Source organism: Streptomyces sp. NPDC056347, from assembly GCF_042262625.1.
Lineage (GTDB): Bacteria > Actinomycetota > Actinomycetes > Streptomycetales > Streptomycetaceae > Streptomyces.
Window position 1 is genome coordinate 15,849 of record NZ_JBHJQP010000059.1, and the last position, 25,867, is coordinate 41,715.

At 71.3% G+C, this 25,867-nt stretch carries 21 protein-coding genes and 2 pseudogenes; 10 read left to right on the top strand and 13 right to left on the bottom strand.

Annotated elements, in window-relative coordinates:
* Positions 1-39 precede the first annotated feature (39 nt).
* Positions 40-624: a TetR/AcrR family transcriptional regulator gene (locus ACFCV8_RS16030; protein WP_376685955.1), complete on the bottom strand. Its 585-nt coding sequence runs from the start codon at positions 622-624 to the stop codon at positions 40-42.
* 122 nt (positions 625-746) lie between these two features.
* Between ACFCV8_RS16030 and ACFCV8_RS16035 the strand changes: the two genes are divergently transcribed.
* From ACFCV8_RS16035 to ACFCV8_RS16045, 3 genes are all read left to right on the top strand, one after another.
* Positions 747-1,760, top strand: a complete 1,014-nt coding sequence (locus ACFCV8_RS16035) for a zinc-binding dehydrogenase (protein WP_376685956.1) — start codon at positions 747-749, stop codon at positions 1,758-1,760.
* 295 nt (positions 1,761-2,055) lie between these two features.
* The gene (locus ACFCV8_RS16040; RefSeq protein ID WP_376685957.1) at positions 2,056-2,313 is read left to right on the top strand and encodes a hypothetical protein; all 258 of its coding nucleotides are present in this window, start codon (positions 2,056-2,058) and stop codon (positions 2,311-2,313) included.
* Complete coding sequence (locus ACFCV8_RS16045) at positions 2,306-3,385, top strand: response regulator (RefSeq protein WP_376685958.1); 1,080 nt, start codon at positions 2,306-2,308, stop codon at positions 3,383-3,385. Before ACFCV8_RS16040 ends, ACFCV8_RS16045 begins: the two co-directional genes overlap by 8 nt.
* 43 nt (positions 3,386-3,428) lie before the next feature.
* Here ACFCV8_RS16045 and ACFCV8_RS16050 read toward each other — a convergent pair whose 3' ends face one another.
* Positions 3,429-4,712 (bottom strand): MFS transporter, encoded by a 1,284-nt coding sequence (locus ACFCV8_RS16050; RefSeq protein ID WP_376685959.1) that lies wholly within the window; start codon positions 4,710-4,712, stop codon positions 3,429-3,431.
* 301 nt (positions 4,713-5,013) lie between these two features.
* Between ACFCV8_RS16050 and ACFCV8_RS16055 the strand changes: the two genes are divergently transcribed.
* The 3 genes from ACFCV8_RS16055 (at position 5,014) to ACFCV8_RS16065 (ending at position 7,450) form a co-directional block, all read left to right on the top strand.
* On the top strand, positions 5,014-5,328 hold the full coding sequence (locus tag ACFCV8_RS16055; RefSeq protein ID WP_376685960.1) for a rhodanese-like domain-containing protein: 315 nt from the start codon (positions 5,014-5,016) through the stop codon (positions 5,326-5,328).
* A 92-nt stretch (positions 5,329-5,420) separates the two neighbouring features.
* Positions 5,421-6,803 carry a rhodanese-like domain-containing protein gene (locus ACFCV8_RS16060; RefSeq protein ID WP_376685961.1) on the top strand — a complete coding sequence of 461 codons (1,383 nt, stop codon included), beginning with the start codon at positions 5,421-5,423 and terminating at the stop codon, positions 6,801-6,803.
* A 65-nt stretch (positions 6,804-6,868) separates the two neighbouring features.
* A complete protein-coding gene (locus tag ACFCV8_RS16065; RefSeq protein ID WP_376685962.1) occupies positions 6,869-7,450 on the top strand; it encodes a rhodanese-like domain-containing protein in 582 nt (193 codons plus the stop codon).
* A gap of 28 nt (positions 7,451-7,478) precedes the next feature.
* On the opposite strand, the gene ACFCV8_RS16070 is transcribed toward ACFCV8_RS16065, so the two are convergent.
* Positions 7,479-8,258 (bottom strand): NAD(P)H-dependent oxidoreductase, encoded by a 780-nt coding sequence (locus tag ACFCV8_RS16070; RefSeq protein ID WP_376685963.1) that lies wholly within the window; start codon positions 8,256-8,258, stop codon positions 7,479-7,481.
* Between the two features lie 155 nt (positions 8,259-8,413).
* Here ACFCV8_RS16070 and ACFCV8_RS16075 point away from each other — a divergent pair.
* A pseudogene (locus tag ACFCV8_RS16075) lies at positions 8,414-9,261 on the top strand (helix-turn-helix transcriptional regulator).
* Positions 9,262-9,380: 119 nt separating this feature from the next.
* Here ACFCV8_RS16075 and ACFCV8_RS16080 read toward each other — a convergent pair.
* A complete protein-coding gene (locus ACFCV8_RS16080) occupies positions 9,381-10,418 on the bottom strand; it encodes a GNAT family N-acetyltransferase (RefSeq protein WP_376685964.1) in 1,038 nt (345 codons plus the stop codon).
* A 459-nt stretch (positions 10,419-10,877) separates the two neighbouring features.
* Between ACFCV8_RS16080 and ACFCV8_RS16085 the strand changes: the two genes are divergently transcribed.
* Positions 10,878-11,630, top strand: a complete 753-nt coding sequence (locus ACFCV8_RS16085; RefSeq protein ID WP_376685965.1) for a class I SAM-dependent methyltransferase — start codon at positions 10,878-10,880, stop codon at positions 11,628-11,630.
* Here ACFCV8_RS16085 and ACFCV8_RS16090 read toward each other — a convergent pair.
* Positions 11,593-13,752 (bottom strand): NACHT domain-containing protein, encoded by a 2,160-nt coding sequence (locus ACFCV8_RS16090; protein ID WP_376685966.1) that lies wholly within the window; start codon positions 13,750-13,752, stop codon positions 11,593-11,595. The two genes, ACFCV8_RS16085 and ACFCV8_RS16090, sit on opposite strands and share 38 nt — an antisense overlap.
* A gap of 217 nt (positions 13,753-13,969) precedes the next feature.
* Between ACFCV8_RS16090 and ACFCV8_RS16095 the strand changes: the two genes are divergently transcribed.
* Positions 13,970-14,416, top strand: a complete 447-nt coding sequence (locus tag ACFCV8_RS16095) for a TIGR03618 family F420-dependent PPOX class oxidoreductase (RefSeq protein WP_376685967.1) — start codon at positions 13,970-13,972, stop codon at positions 14,414-14,416.
* 69 nt (positions 14,417-14,485) lie between these two features.
* On the opposite strand, the gene ACFCV8_RS16100 is transcribed toward ACFCV8_RS16095, so the two are convergent.
* Together ACFCV8_RS16100 and ACFCV8_RS16105 are read right to left on the bottom strand one after the other, a co-directional pair.
* The gene (locus ACFCV8_RS16100) at positions 14,486-15,223 is read right to left on the bottom strand and encodes a YoaK family protein (protein ID WP_376685968.1); all 738 of its coding nucleotides are present in this window, start codon (positions 15,221-15,223) and stop codon (positions 14,486-14,488) included.
* A 232-nt stretch (positions 15,224-15,455) separates the two neighbouring features.
* The gene (locus tag ACFCV8_RS16105; protein WP_376685969.1) at positions 15,456-16,667 is read right to left on the bottom strand and encodes a Dyp-type peroxidase; all 1,212 of its coding nucleotides are present in this window, start codon (positions 16,665-16,667) and stop codon (positions 15,456-15,458) included.
* A gap of 57 nt (positions 16,668-16,724) precedes the next feature.
* On the opposite strand from ACFCV8_RS16105, the gene ACFCV8_RS16110 reads away from it, so the two are divergent.
* Positions 16,725-18,065: a right-handed parallel beta-helix repeat-containing protein gene (locus ACFCV8_RS16110; RefSeq protein ID WP_376685970.1), complete on the top strand. Its 1,341-nt coding sequence runs from the start codon at positions 16,725-16,727 to the stop codon at positions 18,063-18,065.
* 91 nt (positions 18,066-18,156) lie between these two features.
* Here the strand turns inward: ACFCV8_RS16110 and ACFCV8_RS16115 are convergent, their stop codons facing one another.
* From ACFCV8_RS16115 to ACFCV8_RS16140, 6 genes and pseudogenes are all read right to left on the bottom strand, one after another.
* Positions 18,157-18,981 carry a hypothetical protein gene (locus ACFCV8_RS16115; protein WP_376685971.1) on the bottom strand — a complete coding sequence of 275 codons (825 nt, stop codon included), beginning with the start codon at positions 18,979-18,981 and terminating at the stop codon, positions 18,157-18,159.
* A gap of 117 nt (positions 18,982-19,098) precedes the next feature.
* Positions 19,099-21,798, bottom strand: coding sequence for an SdrD B-like domain-containing protein (locus ACFCV8_RS16120; protein WP_376685972.1), 2,700 nt, complete (start codon positions 21,796-21,798; stop codon positions 19,099-19,101).
* A gap of 222 nt (positions 21,799-22,020) precedes the next feature.
* Complete coding sequence (locus ACFCV8_RS16125; RefSeq protein WP_376685973.1) at positions 22,021-22,419, bottom strand: hypothetical protein; 399 nt, start codon at positions 22,417-22,419, stop codon at positions 22,021-22,023.
* Positions 22,416-22,724 (bottom strand): annotated as a pseudogene (locus ACFCV8_RS16130) (IS5/IS1182 family transposase); the annotation flags it as partial. The pseudogene ACFCV8_RS16130 and the gene ACFCV8_RS16125, both read right to left, overlap by 4 nt.
* Positions 22,725-23,136: 412 nt before the next feature.
* Complete coding sequence (locus ACFCV8_RS16135; RefSeq protein WP_376685974.1) at positions 23,137-23,796, bottom strand: fasciclin domain-containing protein; 660 nt, start codon at positions 23,794-23,796, stop codon at positions 23,137-23,139.
* A 104-nt stretch (positions 23,797-23,900) separates the two neighbouring features.
* Positions 23,901-25,532, bottom strand: coding sequence for a sulfite oxidase (locus tag ACFCV8_RS16140; protein ID WP_376685975.1), 1,632 nt, complete (start codon positions 25,530-25,532; stop codon positions 23,901-23,903).
* Positions 25,533-25,867: the final 335 nt, after the last annotated feature.

Here is a 25,867-nt window from a genome sequence, read left to right on the forward strand (position 1 = left end):
GGACGCTCATGCGTCAAGTACCCCTCGGGGGTATGGAGTTCAGTCGGGGAGTGAGCCGGTGAGGGCGAGGGTGACGAGTCGCTCGGCGAGTCGCTCGTCGAGCGGGGCGCCGCTGATGAGGGCGCGGGTGAACAGGGCGCCGCTGATCGCCTCGATGACGAGGCCGGGGTCCGTGTCCGGTGCGAGCTCGCCGCGCTCGACGCCCCGGCGGACCATGACGGCGCCGCGTTCGAGGCGCTCGGTCCAGTAGTCGAGGCGGCGGTCCGGCAGGGTGTCGTCGCGCTCGGCGCTCAGTCGCAGCAGGGCCTCGCCCTGCTGCGTGGCGAGCAGCCGTGCCAGTGCGCCGAAGTAGAGGGTGAGGTCGTCCCGGACACGCCCGGTGTCCGGGACGGGCATCGCCGCGTCGAGCTGCTCGCTCAGGGCTTCCAGGATCAGCTTCTCGCGGCTGCCCCATCGCCGGTAGACGGAGGTCTCGTGGACCCCGGCGGCGCGGGCGACGGCGCCGACGGTGGTCCCGGCGAGTCCGTGTTCCGTGAGGACGTCCACCGTGGCGGAGAGGACGGCGGAGCGCATGCGGGCCCCGCGGCGGCGCAGGGGCGGGGTGTTCGGGTCGGACGGGGTCATGCCCCACCCTAACGCAGGTGCACTTGCTTTATGTGGAAGCCGGACGTACGTTTCATTGCAAGGCGACTTGCGTTACGAGGCTCGAAGTCCCGGGGTCGCCGCCATGCCAAGGAGGCCATGTCATGGAGCAGATGCTCGCCGCCCGGCTGCACGTACCCAGCCGTACGCTGCGGATCGAGGAAGTGGCGAAGCCCGCCCCCGGTCCCGGGCAGGTCCTGGTGAAGGTGGAGGCCGCCGGCGTCTGCCTGTCGGACGTCCACCTCATCGACGGCACCCTCACCCCGCTGCTGCTGAGCGGCGACACGGTCACCCTGGGGCACGAGGTGTCCGGCACCATCGCGGAGACCGGACCCGGTGTCACCCGCTGGACCCCCGGACAGCGGGTCGTGCTGTACGCGGGCGAGGTCCGCGGCGGCGTCACGTACACCCGGGGTGTGGACTACGACGGCGGCTGGGCCGAGTACGCGCTCTCCGCCGAGGGCGCCCTCACGGAGCTCCCCGCGGCCATCCCCTTCGACCAGGGCGCGATCATCCCGGACGCGGTCTCCACCCCCTGGGGCGCGATCACCGTCACGGGCGCCGTGAAGCCCGCCGAGGCCGTGGGCGTCTGGGGCGTCGGCGGACTCGGTGTCCATGCCGTCCAGCTGCTGCGTGCCGTGGGCGCGTGCCCCGTCGTCGCCGTCGACCCCAATCCCGTCGCCCGCGAGCGCGCCCTCGCCCAGGGCGCGGACCTCGCGCTCGACCCCGCGGACCCGGAGCTGCGTGAGCGGATCGGCGGGGCCACCGGTGGAGCGGGGCTCGCCGCCGCCTTCGACTTCGCCGGTGTCCCGGCCGTCCGCGAACAGGCGCTGTCGGTCCTCGCGCCCAAGGGGCGACTCGTGCTCGTGGGCCTGACCGACCGGCCGCTGACCGTCACCGACGGCACCCGCTTCAGCTATCTCCAGCAGCAGATCCTCGGCCACTACGGCTCCGACATGCCGGTCGCGCTGCCCCAGCTGCTGACCCTGCTCCAGGGCGGCCGACTGGACTTCTCCGGGTCGATCAGCGGCGAGCTCCCGCTGGCGGAGGCCGCCGAGGCGGTGCGGCGGCTGGAGAACAAGGTCGGCGACCCGATCCGGCTGATCCTGCGCCCCTGACCGGAAATCCCTGACCGGAAGCCCCCGGACCTTTCGTGCGAAAGGGCTCGAACGCGCGTTGCGGCCCGTGGAACCGTTGCGCCGCAACAGTTCCGTGCCGTGCACCGATGCCACCCCTCTGATCAGCCGGAACCTCGACGGCCGGACCGATGACGCGGAGTGGCAACGAGGCAACCGTTGCGTCCGACACCCGATTGCGGAGCGCAACGGCCCCGGCATCCTCCATCCTGTGATTCCCCTTCCGCGATCCACCGGACGGGTGACAGGCTCCCCATCCCCGTGATGGGTCGAACACATGGAGGTCCGGGTGGACCGGCCGCTGCTCTCGTTGAGAGCGACCTTGGTGTTTCTGCTCGCTCTGCTCGTCGGCGCCACGGCCGGCGGCCTGACCGCACTGGCGGGGGAAGGCACCCCGCGCAGCCTGCTCGCGGCGCTCGGCGCCGCGGGACTGGCGGTCCCCTTCTTCGACCGCCTCGTCGGCGGCGAGGCCGGCCAGGGCCGGCGGCGCGACCGCTCGGGCACCGACGCCGGGCGGGGTGACGGACGTGGGTGAGCTGCGACCGCTGGGTGACGAGCTCACCGACACGTCCCGTGCGCTCGCCCAGGCCCTGCGGGAGCTGTTCGAAGGGATGGACGTGTCGGTACGCCGGTACGCGGCCCGGCGCCGGCGCGATCCGGGAACGTTCTCGCGCTACCTGAACGGCACCCGCTTACCTCCGTGGCAGGTGATCACGGACCTTTTCGCCGATCTCGCCGAACACCGCGGAGCGGCGATCACCACCGATGCCATCGAGTTCGTACGCGGGCTGTACGGGGCGGCCGTCGACGCCGGGGCCTCGCCCAGGCACGCGGTGGAGATCCTGGAGCAGCAGCTCGCCGACGCCGACCGGGTCTCCCGCAGGTCGAGCGTCCGCGGCGACGTCCTGGGCGACGCACTGCTGGACCGTACGCACCGCATCGCCGACCTGGAGGTACGCCTCAGCCAGCTGGAGGCCGACCGCATCGCCGAACGGAGACGGGCCGACGAACTGGCGGCGGCCCACCCCGACGTATCGGGCCTCCTCCAGGAACGCAACGCGCTGCGGCTCGACGTGCAGCGGCTGAGCGCGGAACTCCGCGAGGCACAGGAGCTGCGGATCGCGGCCGAGGGCCGCTGCGACCTGCTCGAACGCCAGCTGGAGGCCGTCGAGGAGTCGACGGCCCCGCTGCCCGTCTCGGTACGCCAGGACCTGCCCAAGATCCTCATCGTCGACGACCAGCCGGGCAACCTCCTCGCGATGACCGCGGTGCTGGCCTCCCTCAACCAGGAACTCGTCACCGTCTCCTCCGGGCGCGAAGCGCTCAAGGCCCTGCTCGACCACGACGACTTCGCCGTCATCATCATGGACGTGCAGATGCCGGAGATGGACGGCTACGAAACGTGCGCGCACATCAAGCGCCGCCCCCGCAACCGTGACGTTCCCATCATCTTCCTCACCGCGATGGGCGTGGACTCCGAGCACTCCGCCCGCGGCTACGCGGCGGGCGCGGTCGACTACATCAGCAAACCCTTCGACCCCTGGGCCCTGCGGGCGAAGGTCGCCGTGTTCACCGCGATCCACCTGGAGCGCCGCGCCCAGCAGTGATCCCTCCCCGCGCCGTGGGCGGACCGCGCCCGCCCGGCGGCTCTCATCGGGCGCCGGGCCGGTGCTCGGTGATCCAGCGGGCGGCGAGGAGGCCGGAGGCGGCGGTGAGGACGGCCGCGGCGACGACGGTGGCGTCCAGGCCGACCCGGTCTGCCAGGGCCCCGGCCAGCAGGGCTCCGGCGGCGTAGCCGATGTCCCTCCAGAAGCGGTAGGTGCCGAGTGCGTTGGCGCGCCACGCCGGGTGGGCGTGGTCGGAGACGGAGGCGATGAGGGCCGGGTAGACCATCGCGGTGCCGAGGCCGAGGGCGACGGCGGACAGGATCCCGGCGAGCAGCGGCCGGTCGAGGAGGGCGAGGGCGAGGACGAGACCGCCCGACTGGACGAGCATGCCGGTCACGACGAGGGGTTTGCGGCCGACGCGGTCGGCGAGGTGGCCGGCCGGGATCTGCCCGAGGCCCCACAGGATGGGGTAGATGCCCTTGACGAGGCCGACGGCGGCGAGCCCGAGCCCGTGGTCGGTGAAGAGAAGCGGGAAGACGCCCCAGGTGAGGCCGTCGTTGAGGTTGTTGACCAGCCCTGCCTGGCTGGCGCCGCGCAGCGAGCGGTCGCGCCATGAGGTGCGGGTGAACGTGGCCTTCAGGCCGGTGTTCTCGCCGGTGGGCAGCGGTACGGCGTGCTGGGCGAGTTCGAGGGAGGCGTGCGCGGCGGTGTCCCGGACCACCAGGGTCAGGGCGAGGCCCGCGATCACGAAGACGGCGCCGATGAGCTCGGGGACGGGGCGCAGGCCGTAGCCGGTGGCGAGGTAGCCGGTGAACAGGGCGGTCGCGCCGACGGCGGTGTATCCGGCGGCCTCGTTCAGCCCGGTGGCGAGCCCGCGCCGGGCGGGGCCGACCAGGTCGATCTTCATGTTGACGGTCATCGACCAGGTCAGGCCCTGGTTGAGGCCGAGCAGGACATTGGCCGCGACGATCCATCCCCACGAGGGCGCGTACGCGAGAGCGAAGGGGACCGGGACACCGATCAGCCAGCCCGCCACGAGCAGCTGCTTGCGGCGGAAGCGGGCGGTGAGGGCCCCGGCGGCGAGATTGGTGAACGCCTTGGTGAGGCCGAAGGCGACGATGAAGGAGAAGACCGCCATGTCGCTGGTCAGGCCGAACGTCTCGGAGCCGATCAGCGGGACGGTGGTGCGCTCCAGGCCCACCAGGCCGCCGACGGCCACGTTCATGACGATCAGCAGGGTGAACTGGAGCGCGTTCTCGCGCAGGCCCAGCCGTACGGGTCGGGTGGCGTCGGTGTCCGGTGGAGCTGGCGCGGCGGCGGCATTCACGGGCGGATGTCCTCAAGGGCATGTAGCGGGAGAGCGGGCGCCGGCCCGACGGGGCCGGTGTGCGGGGCGCGACAAGGATCGGCCGGGCGTACGAGCGGTGGCGGCAGGCGGCGGAGTTCCGGGGCGCGGTCCTGTGTACGCACAGGTCAATATACCCCTACCCGTATATTTGGCGGGGTGTGGTGCCCAGCATGCCGCGTGGTGACGAATACCCGTGGGGGTATTTGACTTCTTGTGTGGGTCGGCTTACGGTCGAACACGTAAATACCCCTGGGGGTACCCGAGAGCGAGAGATGCCCCGATGCGTGAAGTAGACCTGGAGAGCTTCGCCGCGGACATGGCCGCCGGCGCGTTCGTCATTGATGTCCGTGAGCCCGACGAGTACGTGGCCGGACATGTGCCGGGCGTCCACAGTGCACCGCTGTCCGCGCTGGAATCCGCCCTGGACGTGCTGCCCGTCGACCGGACGGTGTACGTGATCTGCGCGACCGGCAACCGGAGCCTGCGCGCCGCGGACCGGCTCGCGGCCCATGGCGTGGACGCGCTCTCGGTCGCCGGCGGCACCACGGGCTGGGCCCGCACCGGCCGGCCACTGGCAACCGGCACCGCAGCCTGACCGCCGGGCGCGCCACCGCCCCGGCCCGTACATCCCCCAATTCAGCCTTTCGCACCCACTGCGGGTGAGCGTTTCTCAGGAGGGAATGCGCCGTGTTCTTCACCCAGTACTACCTCGACTGCCTCTCCCAGGCCTCGTACATGATCGCCGACGAGAAGACCGGGCAGGCGGTGGTCGTCGACCCGCGCCGCGATGTCTCCGAGTACCTGGCCGACGCCCGTGCGCACGGCCTCACCGTCGTCGGAGTCATCAACACCCACTTCCACGCGGACTTCGTCGCAGGACACCTGGAGATGGCGGACGCGACCGGCGCCTGGATCGGCTACGGCCGACGTGCCGAGACCGAATACCCCATCCGCAAGCTCGCCGAGGGCGAGCGGATCTCCCTCGGGGACGTCGTCCTGGAGATCATGGAGACCCCCGGGCACACTCCCGAATCGATCAGCGTCCTCGTCCACGAGCACGCCGACGACACCGTCCCGTACGCCGTCCTGACCGGCGACGCGCTCTTCATCGGCGACGTCGGCCGCCCCGACCTGCTCGCTTCCGTCGGTGTGACCGCCGAGGAGCTGGGCGGCATGCTTTACGACAGCGTCCAGAACAAGCTGATGGCCCTGCCCGACGAGGTGCGGGTCTTCCCCGCGCACGGCGCCGGGTCCGCCTGCGGCAAGAACCTCTCGACCGAGAAGCAGTCGACCATCGGCGAGCAGCGCGCCACCAACTACGCCTGCGCCCCCATGAGCCGCGAGGAGTTCATCGCGCTCGTCACCGCCGGCCAGTCCGCCGCGCCCGGCTACTTCGCGTACGACGCCGACCTCAACCGCAAGGACCGGGTCCGCTACGACGCGACGGCCGCGGCCCGCCCGCTGGCGCTCGCCGAGTTCACCGAGCTGCGCGCCAAGGGAGCGGTCGTCGTCGACACCCGCGACCCGCAGGAGTTCGCCGCCGGGCACCTCCGGGGCGCCGTCAACCTGCCCGCCGACGGACGCTTCGCCGAACAGGCCGGAACGGTCCTCGCCCCGACCGACGAGCTGCTCGTGATGGCCCCGCAGAACCGTGAGGAAGAGGTCGTCACCCGCCTCGCCCGCATCGGCTTCGACCGGGCCGTGGGCTACCTCCGCAACCCCGAGGACGCCCTCGAGAAACTGAGTGACGAGGTCACCCCCGCCAGCCGGGTCACCGCCGCGCACCTGAAGGCCGCCCTCGCGGGCGACAACCCGCCCGTCGTCGTGGACGTCCGCGCCTGCGGCGAGCGCCAGGCGGTCGGCTTCATCCCCGAGGCCCTGCACATCCCGCTGAGCGAACTCCCCGCGCGCGCCGGCGAACTCCCCGCGGACCGCCCGCTGGTCCTGCACTGCGCCGGTGGCCACCGCTCGTCCATCGCCGCCAGCCTCCTGCGCCACCGGGGCTTCGAGGACGTCTCCGACATCCTCGGGGGCTACGCCGCCTGGGCCCTCGCAACCACCGACGCCTGACCGCCCGTCGTCCCCGCCCCTCACACCGACATGCCCTCATGGGCACACCCCTTCCGGAGCCATGCATGAGTGCCGAGCGCACCGTCCAGTCCATCACCCCCGCCGTGCTGCGCGGGCTCACCGAGGAAGGCCGCGCACCGCGCCTGCTCGACGTACGCACGGCAGCCGAGTTCCGCACCGCCCACATCCCCGGCGCGTACAACGTTCCGCTCCACATCCTGCGCGAACACCGTGCGGACCTGCGCCCCCACCTCGACGCGGACACCGTGCTCGTCTGCCGCTCGGGAGCCCGCGCCTCCCAGGCCGAACAGCTGCTCGCCAAGGCCGGCCTGCCCGGCCTGCGCGTACTGGAAGGCGGCATGAACGCCTGGGAGATGGCCGACGCACCCGTGCTGCGGGGCCCCGAGCGCTGGGACATGGAACGCCAGGTACGCCTCGTCGCCGGATCGATCGTCCTCACCACCGGCCTCGTCGGCATCTTCGTGCCCGGCGTCCACCTCATCGGAACGGCGGTCGGCGCGGGCCTGACCTACGCGGCGCTCAGCAACACCTGCGCCATGGGCGTCCTGCTGTCCAAGCTCCCCTACAACCGAGGACCCCGCGTCGGCATCGGCACGGTGATCGCGCAGCTGCAGAACGGTTCCTGACACCCGAAGAAGGACCGGGCCGCCGGGGTCAGCTGCTCACATGCAGCCCGAACCCCGTGCGGCCCGCGGGCTCCAGCCCCTCCTTCAGAAGCAGTGAAGGGATCTCGTAGTCGCCGAAGTTCTGCCGCCGGAAGGCGATCGGGTCGGTCGACTCCAGGGTGAGCAGCCGCCGCTTCCAGGCCTCCGCGGCCTTCGCGTAGTCCTCCTCGGCCAGCTGGTCCGCGCTGTGCAGCACGAACGGCGGCAGCACCTCGACGCCCGGGTAGTACAGGATGCCGTGGTGGATCGGGAACAGCAGGTCGTCGATGGGGCCGTTGATCCCGCGAGCGGCGTAGTGCGACTCCGGGCCGCCCACGGTCACCGAGAGCAGCGCCCGCCTGCCCGCGAGGGTGCCCTCGCCGAAGCGCTCGCCGTACCGGGTGGAGCTGTGCTCACCGACGCCGTACGCGAAGCGGTAGGTGAACACCCGGTCCACCCAGCCCTTCAGGATCGCGGGCATCGTGTACCACCACAGCGGGAACTGGAGGATGATCGTGTCGGCCCACAGCAGCTTCTCCTGCTCGGCGAGCACGTCCGGGGTGAGCGCCCCGGCCTCGAAGGCCCTCCCCGAGTCCCGGGCGATCTTCAGCGGGTTCGAGGCCTCGGGGCCGTAGTCCGAGGCGTCCACGACCGCCTTCCAGTCCATCGCGTACAGGTCGCTCACCCGTACCTCGTGTCCGGCGCCCTCCAACGTGGACACCGCGATGTCCTTCAGCGAGCTGTTGAGCGACTTCGGCTCCGGGTGGGCATGGACGATCAGTGTCTTCATCGGAACTCCTCGGAAACGGGCGCCTTCGCAGCGGGCGCCCTTCGATTCTGGGCCGCACCGCGCCCGGTGTTCAGGGGTTCCTCCACCGTCGGACGGGAGTTCCTGGTATCGGCAGGGCCACCCTCGGGGGCGTCGCCGGGACGATACTGAGAGGCATGGACGATCTCGCGGGCTTTCTCCGGACCCGGCGCGCCCGGGTCGATCCGGCGACCGTGGGCATTCCCACCGACAAGCGGCGCAGGGTCGAGGGGCTGCGCCGCGAAGAGGTCGCGCACCTGTCCGGGGTCAGCGTCGACTACTACGTACGCCTGGAGCAGGGCCGCGCCACCCAGCCCTCCGACCAGGTCCTGGACGCGCTGGCCCGCGTCCTCGGCCTCGACGAGACCGAACGCGATCACCTCTGCCGACTCGCGCACCAGCGCCGTCGACGCGTCAAGGCACCGGGCGGGCGGGTCAGGCCGGAGCTGCTGCGTGTCCTCGGCCTGGTCGCCGACGCACCCGCGCTGATCATGGACCACCGCCTGGACGTGCTCGCCGGGAACCGCCTCGCCGGTCTCCTCTACAGGCGGCCGATGCCGGGTCTGAACACCGCCCGGCACATCTTCCTGGAAGAGGCCGAGCGCGGCCTGTACGCGGACTGGGAGAGCTGCACCCTCGACGCGGTCGGGCACCTGCGCCTGGCCGCCGGAAAATACCCCGAGGACCCGCGGCTGGCCTCGCTCATCGGCGAACTGGCGATGGGCAGCGAACGCTTCCGGCGCCTGTGGGCCCGTGCGGACGTACGCGCCCGTACCCACGGACGCAAGGCGTATCGGCACCCGCTCGTGGGACTGCTGGAGCTGCACCAGGAGAACTTCGCGCTGCCGGACGAATCGGCCATGGAGCTGCTGGTGCTGTCCGCGGCCCCGGCAGCCCCGCCGAGGACGGGCTGCGGCTGCTCGCGGGCCTGGGCGCGGACAGCGGCGACGTGCGTCCCGTGACCGGGACCCGGCTCCGCGAGTAGCTCGACCACGCCCGCCGCCCGCCGACTTCCGCGTCACCCTGGACCGCCCCCGGCGTCGGCCGGGACCGGCGGGGGACTGTTCCCGGATTCCGGCCGTGGGCCGGCCGCCGGGACGAAGCTCAGCCGTTCCCCCATTCCCAGGATTCGACGTACGCGGTCACGCCGGTGCGGCGCGCCTCGGCGACCGCGATGAGGCGGTCGTAGTCGCCGGGCGGCATCAGCTCCTTCCAGTCGGTGAGCGGCAGGACGCGTACCTCGTCGTGTTCCGCCGGGTCGAGGGTGATGCCGCGGATCTGACCGGCGGTCAGTCTGCCGCCGTCGAAGACGCAGCCGATGGTGCTGTAGGGCCAGCCGCCGCCCGGCGGGCTGTACACCGTGGCCAGGAGCCGAGGCGGTCCGGCGGGCGAGATCCCGGTCTCCTCCGCACACTCCCGCACGGCCGTCTGCCAGGGGTGCTCGCCGTGGTCCATGGTGCCGCCGACCAACTGCCACGGGTACGCCGGAGAGTAGACGGAGTGCACCTGGAGCGGCCGGTCGTCCTCGTCGGTGAAGTAGAAGCACGCCCAGAGGGTGGCCTTGGGAACGGATTCGGCATAGTGCTCCGGCGACGGCGTGGACGGCTCGCCGCGGCGCACGCCCGGGACGGCCGTCCGCGCGGAGGGAGCCGTCATGCGCATCAGTGCCGGACTGCCCGCGAACCCCAGTTCGCGGTAGAGCGGCGCCGCCTCCGCGCTGGAGTGGAGTTCGAACAGCGTGACCTGCTCGGTGCGCAGGTGGTCGAGGAGCGCGGACACCACGGCCCGGGCGTGGCCGCGGCGCCGGACGTCCGGGCGCGTGGCGACGATGTGCACCCGGGCGGCCAGGCCCTCGGGGTAGGAGGGCCCCGGGAGCACGGGGTGGATCAGGCCGAGGGCGCACGCGTCGATCGCCCCGTCCCCGCCGTCGATGACGAACGCCCGTGCGTCCCCCGCGTCCGAGAGCCGTGGCGCCAGCTCCTCGGTGCACCGCAGGATCCACTCCTCGCTCAGGGGCTCGGACAGGACGTAGTCGGAGCGCAGCCGGACGATGCTCTCGGCGTCCGCGGGCACGGCCACACGCGGGCGGGCGTCCGGCGCCGGGCGGCTGCGGCAGTCGATCGCGGTACGGGAACGGGGCACATGTCCTCCTCGGGGTGCCCGTCCCACCGCGGGTGACGGCGGGACGGATGGGACGAAAACGGTCGGCGGCCCTGGAGAGTCCAAGGAGCGGGGCGGCGACCGGGGTGAATCCTGGCCGCACCGGTGGTCGCCCGGCACGGTCGTGAGGTTCAACGATCGGGCCCGGATATCGAACACCTGTGTTTCGGCCGGTTCTGGAACCCGGGGACGGTGCGGGGCATGGCCCGCGGGCGGCGCTGTCACCGGGATTCAAAGGGGGCTGGAGGGGCGCGTCGGTTGGCGAGATCTGATCGCTCGGAAGTCCCGAGGGGGACGGAAGGGCCGATGACGGCAGCGAACCGATCCTGGTGCGGGCCCCGCGGCTCGGAGCGTCCGTGAGCGTGGATCGGCCCCTGCCGCACAAGAACAAGCGCGGGCGGTGCGGCTCGTGGCAGGCTGCGTCGTATGCCGGATCGCGCGTTGAGCTTCGGAACAGTGGCACAGTCGTACGAGCGGTTCCGGCCGGGGTATCCCGCGGAGCTCTTCGAGCTGGTGATGACGTATGCGGGCCGTCCGGTTCGGACCGCTCTGGAGATCGGCGCGGGGACGGGCAAGGCGACCCGCCTGTTCGCCGGGCGGGGGGTTGCGGTCACCGCCACCGATCCGGATGCGGCCATGCTCACCGAATTGCGGCGGCACCTGCCCGCGGACGTGCGCACCCTGCGGGCGGCCTTCGAGGATCTGCGAGTCGGCAAGGCGTACGAACTGGTGTACGCGGCAGCGTCGTTGCACTGGACCGAACCGGACGGCAGATGGGAGCGCATCGCCGCGCTACTGGAGCCGGGCGGCGTCCTCGCCTCGTTCGGCGGCCCCCTGCGGCCGGCCGACCCGGCCGTCGAGGAAGCGGTGCGCGCGGTGCGGGCGCCCTTCCTGGAGAGCGACGACATCCCGTCCCCGGACGGCACACCGCCGGAGCACACCATGCAGTGGCCGGGCACGGAACTCCAGCGGTCCGGGTGGTTCACCGACGTCCGGCAGGTGACGGTCGCACAGCGCCTGACGATGAGCCCTCGCGACTGCGTCGGCTACCTCTCCACCGTCTCGGCCTACCTCACCCTTCCCGCCCCGGTACGGGAAGAGGTGTTCAGCCGGATCGGGCAGGTGCTGCCCGAGAGGGTCGAGATGGCCGCCGACGTCACCGTCCATCTCGCCCGGCGGCGCTCCGGGCAGTAGCTTCCGGCCGCTCGCCCGCCTCCGGTTCCGCCGGCCGGCCGCGTGGCCGGTGGGTCTCGGCGAGATGGTCCCGCAGCCGTGCGTGGCGGAACTGATAGACCGCGCCGGCGTGGCGCAGTACGCCGCGCCGGCGGGCCTCGTCCAGGAAGGCGACCATCCGCCAGGGAAGACGCCCCGACAGCGGCAGCCAGAAGCGGACCAGCAGGACCCAGCGGCCCCACGCGGACAGCGTGCCGACCCCGACCGCCGTCGAGAGCGCGACCGCGATGGCGGAGGGAAGGCCGATGGTGAAGCCGTTGAAATACGTGACGGCGGCTCCGTATCCGACCCCGAGAACCAGCCCGACCACGGTCGCCCGGACGAGCACGATGGTGCGGTTCGTACGCATCAGAGCCGTCGGGCTGACCGTTTCCTCGGGCTTGGCGTCCGTCTCGAACCAGGCCACCAGAGTGAGGACGACTCCGATCCCCAGCCCGATCAGGAGCCCGGCCACGAACCAGTTCCCGAAGAGCAGGACGGCCGGGAGCAAGAGGGGCGAACAGGGGCAGAGCTGCACGATCGCGTAGAGCGTGACCCCGCTGCCGAAGACCGTTCCGAAGATCAGCCCGCCGGCCAGCCCGCCGCCGATCCTGGGAAGCAGGCATTCCCGGACCCTCCTCGCTCTCGGGCCCCTGGCCACGCCGCGGATCCGGAACTCCATGCGGGACGGCCTGAACGCGCCCGTGGCCTCGAACTTCGACGCGAATCCGTGCATGAGCCCGAACGACAGCCCGCTGCCCAGAGCGTTCAGGACCACGACGACGAGTACCGGGCCTCGTAGCAGGAGCTGGAGAACGGTGGCCGCGACCGCGGCCACGAGCCCGCACAAGGCGCCGGAGACGGCCATGCGCGTGGACAGCCGGACGGTCGTACCCAGCTGCCACCATTCGATGTCCTGCAGGTCGGACTTCTCCGTGCCGGTTCTCCGGTCCTTCAGGTGCGAGGCGAGCCAGCCGAGCCAGTGGCCCGCGCGTTCGGCGTTCCACCGACGGGCTCTGGGAATCGACAGGTTGAGGACGGCGTCGTACATCTGGGGAACGAACGCGTCCAGCAGGTGCTTCTCCAGCGCCTCCTCGGAATCGGTCTCCGCGATTCTCACCAGCTGTGCGGGATCACCGCCGGACGCGCGGAAGGCCTCGGCCATGGTGAGCATCAGAGGCGTGGTGAACACGGCGGCGAGCCGCTCCGCGCCCGGCCGCCCGGAATCGTCGCTCAACCGTTCCAGTACGGGCGCCCACGCGCCTGACGCGCCGAGGCGGGCGGCGCAGTCCTCATGGGTGAGGTCGGTCAGTGCTATGCCGGGAAAGAGTCCTTCGTCCGGTGCGATGACTTCGAGGGCCTCGGGGCGGCTGGTCAGCAGGAGCGGCAGCTCGTGGGCCCTGAGCTGTTTCAGCGCGGGTGCGTGGAAGGCCGCTGCCAGCTCGTCGAACCCGTCCAGGACCGCCAGTACGTGGCCTCCCTCGATCAACTGGGCCGCCCAGGTCGCCTCGTCGGGCGGCCGCCTGGCGAGAAAGGGATGATCCCGTTCCAGGCGCTCGGCCAGCCAGTCCTTCAGGAGAATGGCGGTGGGGTCCCATGAACCCAGGCTGAAAACGACCGGAACCAGCTCTTCGTCCTGCCAGTCACCTTCTTCCAGCCAGCCCTGTGCGAAGCGCCGGACCAGGACGGACTTGCCGGAACCGGCCCGGCCCAGCACCATGAGCCGGCTGCGCCTGTCCTGCCGGTAGACGGCCGCGAAGGCGTCGAGCCGATCGGTCAGGTCCAGGGGCGTGGCGCTCGCCAGTGCCGCCGAGATCTCCCGGGCCCCGTTCCCCGATCCGGTCAGCTCGTCCGGCGCCGCCCGGCAGTGCAGGGGCAGCGGCTTCCCGCTCCGCAGCTGCTGTTGGACCCGGTCCCGTCTCAGCTCGGCGAGGAGCCGCCGGGCGAGGACACGGAGGTTGCCCTCCAAGGTGGCCGGGCGGCGGGCGGATCCGGAGTTGATCGTGACGTCGCCGGTGAAGACGGGCCCCTCGATGTTGCCCCCCGCGGCTACGGCACGAGGACCGTTCGCCTGTACTCCGGGCGGGTGATCCATCTGATTCATCGCTGCGGAGCGCCGTGCGGCGCGGTGGTCTGGAGCACGGGAATTCCTTCGTCGTACCGCCGAATCGGGGCCGCAACGCTAACCGTGCGGGAGCCCTGCGTCGAACGGCCCGGCGGACCGCATCCGAGAAGGCGTCAAAACCGGCCGGATCTTCACGGTCGCCGGCCCGGTGGTTCACGCGAATTGTTCACTTCGTCCTGATGGGTATTCTCCGGGAATGACAGCGCTCTTCGACGAAGCCGTCCGCGCCCGGCTGCGAGCCCCCAACATCTGGTACGTGGGCACCGTGTCCGCCGACGGGGCACCGCAGGTCAGCCCGATGTGGGTGGACCTGGAGGGGGAGGACGAGCTGACGTTCAACACTTCGGTGGGCCGGGTGAAGGAGGAGAACCTGCGCCGCGACCCCCGTGTCCACCTCTCGCACGCGGATGTGACCGACCCCTTCGACCGGGTGCAGATCAGGGGCGTGGTGGCCCGCTTCGTCGAGGGCGTGGAGGCGCACGACCGGATGGACCGGTTGGCCCGCAAGTACCTGGGCGTGGAGCGATTCGAGTGGATCATGCCGGGGGAGCGGCGGGTCGCGGTGATCGTGCGGCCGGTCAAGGTGCGGCACATCGTCGGGGTGGAGCGCTTCCGGCCCGGCGGCCCCGCCCCCGCCCGCTGACCGGCCCACCGGTGCGGTGCATGGGATCCGTCGTGCCGTGCGGGAGACCGGCGGGCGACATCGGGATGGTTACGACGGTGACGTGGCCCAGGGCGCGTCGATCGCCGAGAGCCGGCACGTCACCGCGGAGACCACCGCGAGCAGCAGGGCCGAAAGCGCCAGGGTGAGCACGAGATGGCCGTTCAGGACCAGTGCGGCCCCGACGAGCGCACCCAGGAGCATGGCCAGCACCGACAGGATCCGGCGACCGGGCCGCGGCGCTGCACCGCCCGCGACGGTGGAGTCCGCGGCGAGCCCCGTGAGCGTCAGGGTCAGTACGGTCGTGGTGAGATCGGGGACGCCGAGACGCCGGGCGACGGCGTTCTGCATCCCCATCGCGACCCCCAGGGACACGACCAGTGTGTACTGGACGCCGGTGGTGACCTGCCCGCCGGTGACCGACGCGGCCACCACGGCGACGACGAGCAGGAGAGTCTGCCCGGCCGCAGAGGTCCACAGCAGCCTGCCGCGATGGGCCGCGAACCGGCTGCCCAGCCCGCCGCCCACCAGCGCGCCCGTCAGGAACGCCACGAGCGCGACGACGGAGGCGAGCGCGGACAGTCCCGGTGCGCCGGCGAGCGCGAATCCGAGGAACACCACATTGCCGGTCATGTTGGCGACGAAGACACGCCCGAGCCCCAGATAGCTGACCGCGTCGACCAGTCCGGTGACCACGGTCAGCGTCAGCAGCAGGGGAGGCAGCGGACCGTGGCGGTCACCACGGGGCGGCACGAGCGTGTGGAGCGCATCGCTCAGCAGCTTGCGCAAGGGTCCTCCCTTCCTGCGCCAGGGGCTGACGGTGCAGCACCGGGCGGTCCGGCGGGTCGTCCACGGCTCCGCGAGAGATCGCCCGACGGCGCCCCGCACCGGTCGGCGGTGCCGGACGTGTGGTCGAGGGGCGGCCGGCCGGGCCCGGTGCGCATGAGCGCCGCCGGGACGGCCACGTGGATCAGCGGGTGTGCGCAGCCATCATTCCGCACTCACCGCCGCGAGGCGGACCTCACGTCCAGAGGTGGTCGCCGAGAGTCCCGGCGGATGCCGCGCCGGGCAGCACGTAGGCCACTGCCGAGGCCCGGTGCCGGAGGAACGGGTTGAGCGCGTCGCGGGCGGCCAGGCGGTTCTGGACGCGGGTGAACTGGGCGGGGTCGCGCATGAAGGCACAGAAGAGAAGACCGCGGTCGGACGGGCCGTCGTCGTAGCTGTAGCTGCGGCGGAGCATACGTGCGCCGCCGTCGAAGCGGGGACTGGCGAGCCGCACGTGGGCGGTGGCGGGGATGACGTAGGAGCCGTCGGGGTTCTTGGTGTAGATGTCCGGCTCGTCGTGCTCGGCAGTGCCGCTGAGGGCGACGCCGTCGTGGGTACGGCGGCCGATCGCCCGGTCGCGCCGGCTCTCGGAGAGGGAAGCGAAGCCGGTGACGTCCATGCGGATCCTGCGGTAGACGAGAACGGTGCTGTCCCCGTGGCCTCCGGACGGCCCCCAGACCCACCGTTCGGCCGCCGCGTGATCGGGGTTGGCGGTGCCGTCCTTGGTGCCGAACAGATTGCGCGGGGTGGTACCCGGGGGCGTGTGGGGCAGGAAGCCGGACTGGGTCCAGCGGGGCACGGCACCGGCGGTGCGTGCGGCCCCGCCGACGAGCTCGGCGACGACGGTGAGCGTCCAGCGGTCGGCCGCGCAGAGCTGGACCAGCAGGTCGCCGTTGCTGCGGCGCGGGTCGAGACGGTCGCCCGGGAACGGCGGCAACTCGCCGAACGAGGCCGGGACGTCGAGCGCGAGCCGGGCGGCGAGAGCGGGACCGATGCCGACCAGAGAGGTGAGCCGAGTCGTGCCTCCACCCTGGAGCCGCGGGTCGGCCGGGCCGTCGGAGGCCGCGGCGGCGAGGGTCTCGGTCAGCGCGCCGAGGACCTTGCGGAGGGCTCGGCGACCCGCGGCTGACGACGTCCGGGGAAGGTCGAAGGCGAGCAGGTACGTCGCCGGCTGCTGGGGAGCCGCGACGCCGGCCTGCCGCGCGCCGTGGAAGGGAATCGCCGCCTCGGCCGCCGGCGCGCCGGCGGTGGCGCGGCCGACGGTGCGGTCACCCCTCGCCGCCTCGTCGGCCGCCGCACCGGCTCCGGCAGCGAGCACGGCTCCCGCCGCGAGCAGTGCGCGACGCCGCCCCAAACCGGTCCCCGCGGGCCGGTGCGGATCCTGCGCATTTCCCTGTTCAGTGGGCATAGGCCTATTGGAGACGATAAAACAGCTGCCATGCAAACCCTGTTCACAGAAAGCCTGTTGAACCGCACGGGAGCCCCGAAGAGGAAGTTACGGGCGGCGCTGCGGCTGTCGATTGTGGTCTTCGCGTTCGCCTGGGCGGCCACCGGATGCTCCGGCACGGGGGCGCCGCCCGAGAAGGCGCGGCACCCGGCGGGGAGCGTGCTGCGCGTCCCGCAGGATTTCCCCTCGGTGCAGCAGGCGGTGGACATCGCTCGTGAGGGCGAGACCGTGCTGATCGCTCCGGGCGTGTACCGGGAGAGCGTACGCGTCACGAAGCCTCGCCTGGTGCTGCGCGGAACGGACCGCAACAAGGTGGTCTTCGACGGCGGGCTGCGCCGGTCCAACGGCATCACCGTGACCGGAGCCGGCTCGGTGGTGGAGAACCTCACCGTGCACGGCTACCTCGCCAACGGCGTACTGTTCACCGGAGTCACCGACGAGCGGTTGCAGCAGCGTGGTGCGGGCGGCTCCGCCTACGACCCGCTGGACACCACCCGCTTCCCTCCCGTCCGGGGCTTTCGCGCGACACGGGTCACGGCGTACAACAACGGCCTGTACGGCATCTACGCCTTCGACGCGCGCGACGGCGTGATCGAGGACTCCTATGCCTCCGGGCACGCCGACTCCGGCATCTATGTCGGCCAGTGCAAGCCGTGCGCCACCGTCGTCCGCGGAAACACCGTGGAACACAACGCGGTCGGCATCGAAATGACCAACGCGTCGGACAGCCTGTCGGTGCTGGGCAACCGCGTGGTCCGCAACAGGGTCGGCATCACGGTCAACTCCAACGACCTGGAGGCCCTCGCCCCGCAGCACGGCGCGGTGATCGCGGGCAATGTGGTCGCCGACAACAACGCCGCCGGCACACCCGAGCAGGCGGACGGGGGCTTCGGTATCGGTATCGGCATCGGCGGCGGGACCGCGAACCGCGTCCAGCGCAATCTGGTGCGGGGCAACAGGGCGGCCGGTGTGGTCGTCACCGACCCGCCGGGGCATCCGGCGAGCGGCAACCGCGTCGAAGGCAACCGCATCACCGGCAACGGCATCGACCTCGTGCTGGCCTCGGCCGACCCGGGCAACTGCTTCGCGGGCAACCGGCCCGGCACCCAGAGCCCGAACGGCCTGGAGGGACGCGCCGGCTGCGGCGCCCGTACCCGGGGCACACTGCCCGCCGGCCGGACAGTGGCGGTGCAGGCGCCGCCCGGTGTCCCGTTCAACCGGGTGCCGGCCCCGCCCGCCCAGCCGTCCATGCCGGACCCCACGGTGCCCGGCACCCCGGCGACCGGCCTGCCGGGGGCCGTCGACGCGGCCGCCTACCCGCTCCCGAAGGACGTGGACGCCCTGCCGCGCGCCCACTGACCCCGGCGCCGCTCGCCGTGCCGCCCCGGGGCGCGGGCCGAGGCGGACGGTCGGCCCCCGTGCACGCGGGGGCCGCCCCGGCACCGCCCCGTCAGCCGGTGCCCCACGGCGCCTCGGGGAGCTTCGCACGGCTCTCACGGCCGAGGAACTCCAGGGTGGTTGGAGTGCCCAGGCTCGCCATCCGCATCGTCACACGCCGCAGGTTGCCGTCACCGTCGACCCAGTACGTCAACGGCGACCGCCCGTCGTCGGGCCCCGTACCGGGCGTGGAGCCCTGGGCGCGCGGCCCGGCGAACCGGTCGTAGGCGCGGCCGTCGACGCGGTCGTGACCCAGCAGACGCGCACCGGACTGCGCGAGCAGCAGCGGGTTGTCGGGGCGGTCCGCGCCGAGCCCGATCAGCAACTGCAGCCCGGCGTCCAGGGGATCGGCCGTGTAGGAACGGGGGGACCAGCCCGAGCGCGGGATGCGCTCGGCCTGCCGCCAGGGCGGCCCGTCGCCTCCCTCGGGTGCGGGCGCCAGGCCGAGGCCGCCGGTGTCCCAGACGACCAGCCCGTGGTCGAGCTGTCCGGTGGCGGGGCCGGAAGCGCCGGAGGATCCGGTGATCCGGTAGCTCCCCACCCCCCGGTGGTTGCGGTAGTCCACGACCCCCTCGACCCGCACCGCCACACCACCGCCCTCGGCGGCGGTCAGGGTCACCGCCACGGGACTGGCCTGGAACAGATTCAGCCGCGAGAGCGCCAGCCTGGACGCTTCCTCCATCGTCACCGGCCGCTCGGCGGAGGCGGCGTCGCCGGAGTGGTACCGGTAGGCGGCCAGACCGCCCACCGCCGCGCCGCACGCCGCGACCGCGATCAGTGCTCTCCACCAGAGGGCCCGACGCCGCGCCCGGCCGTCGGTCTTCCTCTTCCGCGCCATGCGTTCGCCTTCTCTCATGGGTCGGTCGCACAGGAGGGCGGGCCCGCGAACCACTGGTCCGCGAACCCGCCCGAACCGGCCCGGACGGTCACCGGTGCCGGTCGCCCCGGTCCGGGGCTAGCGGTGCTGTGTCCTTCGCCTGCGCATCACGACGACCAGTGCCGCTCCGAGGACCGTGAGTGCGGCGCAGCCTGCCAGGGCCAGCGGGACCATCCCGCTCGTGCCGGTGGCCGCCAGACCCGAGCCGGATGTGCGGCCGGGCGCCCCCGGAGCCCCCGGTGAACCCGGCGGTCCCGGTTTGCCGGGGGCCGATGCCGTCGGTGTCGGTGTCGGCTTGGTGCCGGGCAGCCGACGGTTGACCGCTGTCACCGAGACCCCGTCGTCGAGGTTGTCGGAGGTCAGTACGAGCGGCCCGAACACCGCCACGTCCGGTGCGGCGTAGCCGGCGGGCGGGCTGACCTCCTGCCAGTAGTACGTGCCCGGTGCGCCGGTGCCGCGGCAGAGGCCGTCCGTCCCGGTCGTGCACGGCTTGCCGACCTTCGTGTCCGGATCCGCCCCGGAGGTCTGCAGCTCGTCGGAGCCGTTCGTCTCCTTCCACAGCTGGAACTCGGCCCGGGCCAGGGCCTTGCCGTCCTGGTCGTGCTTGACCAGGCGCAGTTCGCCTTCCTGCTGCCGGAAGCCGAAGTCGTAGGTGTGGTCGTTCTCCCCGGGCCCGCCGGTGGTCAACGCCCGTTCCGGGAACTTCGCCCCGCGCGGCACGACGCCCTTGGAGTCGATGAAGTGGTTGTCGCCGACATCCGCCTCGGTCGGCACCCACTGGTGGAGCGGACCGCCCTTGGCGTAGTCGGCCGGTTCGTCGAGGCGGATGGTGTATTTGGTCTTCGGCCGGAGGCCACCGGTGACATTGGAGTCGTCGAAGTAGTACTCGCCGCGCTCCGTCGTCCTGGTCGTGCCCACGAGCTTGCCCGACTCGTCGTACAGGTGGACGGTGGCGCCCACGACCGGGCGCTGGCCCGGCCTCTGGACACCCGTGCGCTCGGGGTCGTACCAGACCCGGTTGCCGATCTGGAGCGGGGCCTGGTCGCAGAGCACCTCCAGGTCACCCATCGAGGCACCCTTGCCGAACGGGGCGACGGTGCCCGGCGGGTTGAGGCGCAGGCCGAACTTAGGGTCCTGCGTGCCGTCGCGCTGGAGGAACGACGTGCCGTACCCGAGCGCGGTGTGGTTGGGGTCGAAGGCGGAGGTCGCGATGGTGTTCTCGGTCCTGGAGAGCGCCATGCCGGCGAACGCCGTGTTGCGGTGACCACCCCAGCTGGTGTCGAAGAAGCGGGTGCCCCGGGGGGAGAGCCCGCAACCGTTGTTGGTGTCCATCACGTACATGCCGTCCGCCAAGCAGGCCTTGTTCAGGTCACCGCCCGACATGACGACGGCGGCGGAGTTCGGCGTGGGGCCGGCCGGCGCGCGGTCGCCGAAGCGGTCGCGGAAGGCCAGCAGCATCGAGCCGTCGGACTCGAAGTCGATCTCGCCCAACTGCGGTTCGGGGTTGGCGATGGTGGAGTTGCCGCACGGACGGCCGTTCTGCGAGTCCGGGTAGGTGTTCGTCCACGCGAACCAGCCCGCACCGTCGCACGGGCCACCGCCGACCGTGGACTGGCGCGGGTAGTCGAGCGGCTGGTCCAGCACCGGCTCGCGGAACGCTCCGGTGTCGAGGTCGAAGGGCAGGACCACGGCGCGCAGGTCCGTGAGCTTCCCGGTGGACTCGCCGGAGCACACCCCGCCGACGTACCCGACGCCGTCGTGCAGGCCGAGACCGAACGGGCGCCAGTCCCCCGCCGCCGGACAGCCGGGGTCCGGGATGGTGACGGAGGCCCTGGGCGCGGCCGCGGTGGCCGATGTGGCGTCGTAGCGGTAGAGCTTGCGGTTGTTGAGGTTGACGACGAACAGGTCCTTGCCGTCATCCGTGATCTTGATGCCGCCCAGGCTCTCCTTGCCGGGCGTGGCGAGGAAGGCGTCGTCCGTACCCGGACCGTGGACTGCCGTCCCCGCGTCCGGGACGACGGTGAACAGGGCGGTCTTCTTCTGCGCGCGGTCGGTCACGTAGATGCCCCCGGCGCCGCCGGGACCGTAGTCCGTGGTGCGTTTGGCCACTGCCGAGGAGAACACCCGCTGGTCGGCCTTGTTCCACGCGATGCCGAACAGTGTGCCGGTCTCGGCGTTGGTGGCGATGTCCGTGACGTCGACATCCACGCCGTCCTGGCCACGTGCGCTGTACGGGAAGGAGACCAGCGTGCGCTGGGCCGCGCCCTCGCGCGTGGTCGGCTGACAGGTCGTCACCAGTGGTGCGTTCTTCTGGCAGTAGTCGGCCGGACTCCACAATCCCGTGGTGTACGACACGTTCTTCTGGTCGGAGAGGTCGACGAACTCCTCGTTGCTGCTCAACTGGTTGGGCGCGCCGTCCAGCCCTTGGCGTGAGGCGAAGGCCGGGAACAGCACACCCGGCTTCGGATTCACCACCTGTACGCGGTACTTGCCGCCGGCGGAGCCGCCCGCCGCGGGGGTCAGCGTCACGGTGCCGTCGGCCGCGGTGGTCCCCTCGACGCCCTTCCCGGCGTCGTCGCTGAGAATTACCTTCACGCCCGCGAGGCCCGGCTCCAGCGCGGGTGTCCACACTCCGCTGTTGTCGACGGCCCGGATCACCCGGACCGTCACCGCTCCTTCCTCCGTCTGGGAGTGCGCCGCGGGCGCCAGGGCTAACGAGCTGCTGCCGATACCGAAGGCGAGCGCGGCCAGGCAGCCGGCGGTGCGGCGACCGGGCATGCCCGGACGTCGCCGACGCGGCTGGGGCGCGGCACCCTTCGCTTGTTCATTCGTGGATGTCATCTCCTGCTCTCATCGTTCGGAAGGGCCTGATGCCCTGCTCGTGAGGGAGTACATAGAGATGCGGAGAAACCGCCTCGTGGGCGATTTTAGTGGACGGTTCGTGAAGTGATGTCCGTTTCCGTATGAGCGTTGTGTCAGGGGTGCTGGTTGTAGCGGTGGCTACTGCTTCCTGGTGAAGCTGCCCGTGTCAGGTTCAGTGAGGACGCCGAGTTTGACCAGGCGTTTCAGCTTGGCTCGGGTGCCCTCGACGTTCTTGGGCAGGAGTTCGTTGCCGAGGGCCTGGCAGACGTCCTTGGCCCGCAGTGGCCCGGTGTCCTCGTTGAACACGGTGAGGATGCGGGCGTAGTCGGGATGCTCGGGCAGTTCCGGCGGGGAGGCGGGAATCCGGTCGGCGAGGCCGGTGTCGGTCGCGCGGGTGATCGCGAGGTGTTCGAGGTGGGTCTCGACCTCCCGCAACTGGGTCTGCAACTCGTCGATCTGCGCGCGGAGGTCGTCGGCCAGGGCCCGGGCCGCTTCTTCCTGGATGTCCAGTGCCTGAAGGAGAGGCCGGATGTTCACGCGGTTGCTGCCGCTTCGCGCCAGGTGGGGGTGTTCGCGCCGGTGAGGCGTCGGACCATCACATGGGTCATGGCCCAGTAGACGCGGGAGGACGAGGAGGAGGGGCGGTGTTCGTAGTCGCGGACCAGACGCCGGTGCAGTATCAAGATCCCGTAGGTCTGCTCAACTCTCCACCGCTTCGGTTGCGGGACGAACCCCTTGTGCTGCGGGTCGCGTTGGACGATCTCCACGTCGATGCCGAGGTCGGCTCCGTGTGTGACGACCTGGGTCTTGAAGCCCTGGTCGACCAGAGCCCTGCTGACGGTGCCGCGCGCGGTGAAGGAGTCCCCGGTGTCCCCAGATCAGCACGCGCCGAAGCCAGGCATACGTTCAACGGATTCCTGTATGCAACCGGCCGCACCGACGGACGAGTAAACTTCCCTACTGACGTTCGGGCGTTACCCGCTACCGCTACGGGCATCTGTCGCCCGCCGGCTCGACATCGCGCAGGATGGTCGTCCCATGGTTCTGTCTCCGTCCCCGGACGGATGAACGGCGATGTCAGGGAGCTGGTTCGCGGGCCCCAAGGTCTGCGGCCCATCCCACTTGACGAGGGGCGTCCGAACAGGCCTGGCCGATCGGGCCTGTTCGGACGCCCTGCACGAGGCAAACGTGCTGCCGTGATCGCCTCCCGTCAAGGCGACCGGGCAGGGCGCGTGTCCTCGGTCCGGTGCGGTGTCAGCTCTTGGGCATGAGGACCGTGTCGACGATGTAGACGTTGGCGTTGGCGGTCTGGACGTTGCCGCAGACCACCTTGGCGGAGTCATTCACCGTGTAGGACTCACCCGAGCCGGAGGTCATCACCTTCGACTTCTCCAGTGTGTCGAAGGAGCCGTTTTCCAAGTCCTTCGGAGCGAGCTTCTGGCCGACGACGTGGTAGGTGAGGATCTTGGCCAGCTGAGCCTTGTCGTTCAGCACCGTGTCCAGGGTGGCCTTCGGGATCTTCTTGAAGGCGTCGTTGGTCGGCGCGAACACGGTGATGTTCTGCGCGTTATTGAGGGTGTCGACCAGTCCGGCCTTCTTCACCGCCGAAACCAGCGTGGACAGGGCCGGATTGTTGGAGGCTGCGGTGGCGACCGGGGCCTTTGCCATGCCGTCGAAGGACCCGGCGCCGTTCTTCGGCACGGCCGAACAGGCGGGGCCGAACGGCTGGGCCATGCTGCTCGCGTCGTTGGAGCCGCTCATGCCGTCGCTGCTCCTGATTGCCGGTGCCGACACCTTGTCCGAGGAGTCGGACTTCCCCGAGTCACTGCTGCCGTTGGAGCAGGCACTCAGGGCCAGCGGCAGGACGGCGGCAGCGGCGAGAAGGCCGGCGGTACGACGGATGCGGGTGTTCATCATGTTCTCCTGTTGGACGGTGCGGCCGCGGTGCGGCTGCACTCGGGGATGTTGCGGAAAGGTGGTTCGGTAAGGCCACCGCCCACTTGTGACGGGGCAGGCGATCAGTCGACGGTCACGACCACGGAGTGCTGTCCGCTGGCGCCGTCCGGGACAGTGCGGGCGCGTCTGTCGGTCTGAACTGTGCCGGTGCGGTCGGTAGCTCGCACGGTGAGGGTGTGGCCGCCCTTGCTGGCCTGCCAGGGAATCGACCACTGGCGCCAGGTGTCCCGGCTGTCCTCGGCGGCCAGGTGGGCTTCCTGCCAGGGCCCGTCGTCGATACGGACCTCGACCCTGTCGATGCCTCGGTGCTGGGCCCAGGCGACGCCGGCGACCATCACTGTTCCGGCCTTGGGCCGGGCGAAGGGCTTGGGCGTGTCGATGCGGGACTCGGTCTTGATCGGGGCCTTGCGGGCCCAGCCCCGCTTGACCCAGTACGCATCGTAGGAATCGAAGGTGGCGAGCTCGATGTCCTTGATCCACTTGCAGGCGGAGACGTATCCGTAGAGGCCGGGGACGACCATCCGCACCGGGAAACCGTGTGCGAAGGGCAGCGGTTCACCGTTCATGCCGAGGGCGAGCATGGCGTCCCGGCCGTCCAACAGGTCCTCGACGGGGCTGCCGATCGTCATGCCGTCCACCGACCGCGCCACCAACTGGTCCGCCGGGCCGCCCCGGGACGGAGCCTTGACCCCGCATTCGGCCAGCAGGTCGGCCAGCCGCACGCCGGTCCAGCGTGCGTTACCGACATAGGGCCCGCCGACCTCGTTCGACACGCAGGTCAGGGTGATGTCCCGCTCGATCAGCTCCCTGCGCAGCAAGTCGTCGAAGGAGTACGTGACCGGGCGGCGCACGCCCGTGCCGTGGATACGCAACCGCCAGCCGGTGGCAGCCACCTTGGGCACCACCAGTGCGGTGTCCACCCGGTAGAAGTCGTCGTTCGGGGTGACGAAGGGGCTGATTCCGGGGACTCGTGGCCCAGCCCTCTTGTGTGCCGGCCTCGCCGGTGACCCAGGAGGGGGCAGCACGACCTTCCTGCGTGAGGCGATCGCTTCCTGACCGCGCGAGGCGTTCAGCGACCGGCCGACCGTGCCCACCACAGCGGAGGCCGCCGCGGCGGACGCGGCCGCGAGAACGAATCCCCTCCGGTCCCACCCCTCGGAGGTGGGCGGACCGGCTCCCACTTCCTCGGCCATGGACTCGGTTGCCGACGCCAGTGGGAACGTCACCGCAGTCAGGCGGCTGACCAGGACGTACAGAAGCAGAGCCCCGGCCACAGCTCCCACCACGGAGGGCAGCGCGTCGGTGAAGCCGGTGGAGTCGGGACGGCCGACGGCGGCAGTTGCCCCGACGGCCCCGAAGAGAAGGACCCCGACGGCTCCAACCCGACGGAACCGCATCGCCAGCACTCCCAGCACCAGAGCCAGTACGGTCAGCACGGCAAGGATGCCGAGCTGCAGCACGAGCTTGTCGTCGGTGCCGAAGCGGCAGATCGCCCAGTCCTTGACCTCGGCGGGCGTCGCGTCGATGGATGCGCCGCCCACCGCGACGACCGGACTGGACTGCGGATGCAACGCCCCCGCAACCAGTTCGGCCACCGCCAGCGCCGCGAAGCCGGCCAACGCCCCGCTCAGCGCACCCAGCGCCAGACGCGGCAGACCTGGCAGTACGCGCTGATCCTTCTCTTCGTCCCTCACGCGGCGAATTCGGTTCTGGCCTGCGGGGCGGATTGGTCCCCGACTTGATCGGGTGAAAAAAGATCCTGGACCAATCCACCACGCATTCCGCAACGGATTAACCCAATTGGACGCCGACGGGCATCGCCTTCACCGTCGCCTACGCAGGCATCAACCCCAGGAGCCCGACTCCGAGTACGGCAAGGAATCCGGCCGGCTCATCCTCGCCATCGACGGAGACGAGACCGACCCCGTCACCCTTAAGAGGTCGTTTTCCTGCAATTCGGTTGGGAAGATGGTGATTCTTTCGGTGCGTGAGTGAGGGTCGGTTGAGGCCACTGAGGTGGGTAGCTCGA